Here is a 2,726-nt window from a genome sequence, read left to right on the forward strand (position 1 = left end):
TCAGAAGGAACGGTCATTAGTCCTCGTGGAAAAGGCTATCCTGGAATTCCAGGCATTTATTCAGACGAACAAATTAAGGGATGGAAAAAAGTAACGGGTGCTGTGCATAAAGAGGGAGGAACAATGATCGCTCAAATATGGCATGTTGGTCGTTTATCTCATCACGAGCTTGCTGGAAATCTGCCTCCACAAGCACCATCAGCTATTCCAGCTTAAGGCCTTGTCTCACGTTTCCGTAAGCCATATGATGTTCCGGAAGAAATGACAATTGAAGAGATTAATGAAGTAATCAATCAATATGCGCAAGCTGCGAAAAATGCAATAGCGGCAGGTTTTGACGGTGTGGAAATTCACGGTGCCCACGGATACTTAATAGACCAATTTAATTCAGATATAACCAATCATCGTACAGACAAATATGGTGGTGACCTTGCTCAAAGATTAACGTTCATGAAGGAAGTAATTAAAGCAGTTATTGACGCAACCGGTACAGAACGAACAATGATCCGATTCTCTGCTCATAAAGCAGATATACCAAATTACATGTGGGAAGATCAAGAAATGGCTATTCGTACATTTGTTGAGGCATTTAAGGAAGCGGGTGCAACCATGATTCACCCATCGATTATGCAATTTGATCGTGTGCTTGCAAATGGAAAAACGATGCATCAATTAGTCCGAAAATACTGGGATGGTGTGATTATTGGGGTAGGTACATTAAATCCAGAAATGGCGAATCAGGCGATTGAAGAAGGAATAATTGATGTCGCTGCTTTCGGACGTCCATTCATTTCTAATCCTGATTTTCTTCATCGTTTAAAAAATGGGAAAGAATTGGAAGAATACGATGCTAAGAAGCATCTTAATACATTAATTTAAAGCTCTAGAATAGAAAAAAGCTTAAATTTTACTTTTCCCACATATTAAAGGACATTGGGGCCATACCGGTGGCACTTACGCGTAGCGAGACTTTATAAGGAAATCGAAGGTAATTGTAGAAATTAACGGGATTAGACCCAATCTATCAATGGATGGGTTTAGCCTCGGTTAGGAGCTATCAACATGAATGACAAAATCGTTATGCCAGTATGGACGTTCGGACTGTTCATCGTCATGATGAACACAACGATGTTTAACGTCTCCATTCCGAGCATCATTAGGGATATCGGGGTTTCGGCGGCTCTTGGATCGTGGATTGTTTCAAGTTACTCGATAGGATATGCATTATCAACGGTGATTTACAGCAGACTCTCCGACGTACTGCCGATTCGAAGATTGCTGTTGGTTGGACTCATGATAATGGGGCTTTCTTCAGTCTTCGGTATCTTCGCGACGAATTTTCAAGCTCTGCTTATAGCTCGGATTGCGCAGTCCGCCGGCGCCGGCGTAATGCCGGGACTTGGCCTCGTTTTAGCCAGCCGCTATATTCCTTATGAAAGGCGAGGCAGAGCCATTTCTATGATTTCGGCGGGAACTGCAATGGCATTTGGACTCGGGCCAATTGTCGGGGGGATGATCAGCGAGTACATCGGCTGGAAATGGTTATTTGCCGTCTCTTGCCTTGTACTTGCTCTTCTCCCGATTCTGGTGCGCCTGCTCCCCAAAGAGGAGCCAAAGCCTTTCCGTTTTGACATAACCGGCGCTTTTCTGACTGTCATCCATGCGGTGACTCTTCTGATCGCCGTAACGCAACGATCAGCCGTCTGGCTGACAGCCGGATTGTTATCGATTGCTGCCCATATCTGGCACCTCAAATGCACGAAAGAATCGTTTATCAACCCGGAACTCTTAGCAAAGCCAATGTACCGGAAATTGCTTGTTGTCGGTTTCTTCCTTATGGTGCTGAATATCGGTAACTTGTTTTTAATGCCACTGGCACTTGCTAATCTATTTGGCAAATCTCCGTTGGCTATCGGCTTTACTATCGGACCAGGCGCCGTTTTATCAGCCTTTCTCACGTTCTTCATCGGACGCTGGATCGACCAGTACGGCAGTGTGCGGTTTCTAATTCTCGGGCATGGGATTTTAGCTCTCGTTTTGATTGCCTTTTGTGCGGACCTAGGCACATCATCGACTGTCATATTGTTCGGGTACCTATTCTTCTCGCCCGCGACCTCTGTAACGTTAGCTTCGTTAAATTACGAAACGTCACGTATTTTGCCGACCAAGTTGATCGGCTCAGGCATGGGACTCATGCAGCTCATCCAGTTTTTCGGCGGTTCGTTTTCCGTTGCGGTTTGCGGTATATTACTCGAATTTCAACAAAAGAATTCGCTGGTCCGTGCCTATGAAAATGTGTACGGCGCTTTAATTGCGGTATGTATTTTCTCGTTATTCATGATACTCTGGTACATGCTATCCGTCCGTCGGTCCGAGTCTTCGAGGGGTAACATTACGGAAAAAGCGCGGGCGAGATAGCGAAATAAATGAACAATTGAGGAAAAATAGATTTGGTAAATAAAAAGTGGCCAGTAACATTATGGAGGTATTGACACTTACCTATTAGTAAGTTAGAATTGCACTATGGAAAATCGAAAAGTACAAATAATAGATTTAGCAATGCAGTTGATTCAACAAAAAGGGTATGTAGCGTTTAGCTACGATGACATCTCCAAACAACTGGGTGTCACAAAGGCAAGCATTCACTATCATTTTGAGAAAAAGGAGGATCTAGGAGCGGCGATTACCGATAAGATCATGCAACGATTGGATAGGTTTTCGAATAG

General features: G+C 43.9%; 2 protein-coding genes and 1 pseudogene. All 3 read left to right on the plus strand.

What is annotated here, in order from left to right; translation table 11 throughout:
* Positions 1-879: pseudogene (locus tag COE25_RS28380) on the plus strand (oxidoreductase); the annotation flags it as partial.
* 183 nt (positions 880-1,062) lie between these two features.
* Complete coding sequence (locus tag COE25_RS28385; protein WP_098935039.1) at positions 1,063-2,418, plus strand: MFS transporter; 1,356 nt, start codon at positions 1,063-1,065, stop codon at positions 2,416-2,418.
* A 105-nt stretch (positions 2,419-2,523) separates the two neighbouring features.
* Positions 2,524-2,726 (plus strand): TetR/AcrR family transcriptional regulator (locus tag COE25_RS28390; RefSeq protein ID WP_142354528.1); only part of this gene is annotated, 203 nt, incomplete at its 3' end.

This window comes from Bacillus sp. AFS031507, assembly GCF_002584635.1.
GTDB lineage: Bacteria > Bacillota > Bacilli > Bacillales > Cytobacillaceae > Neobacillus.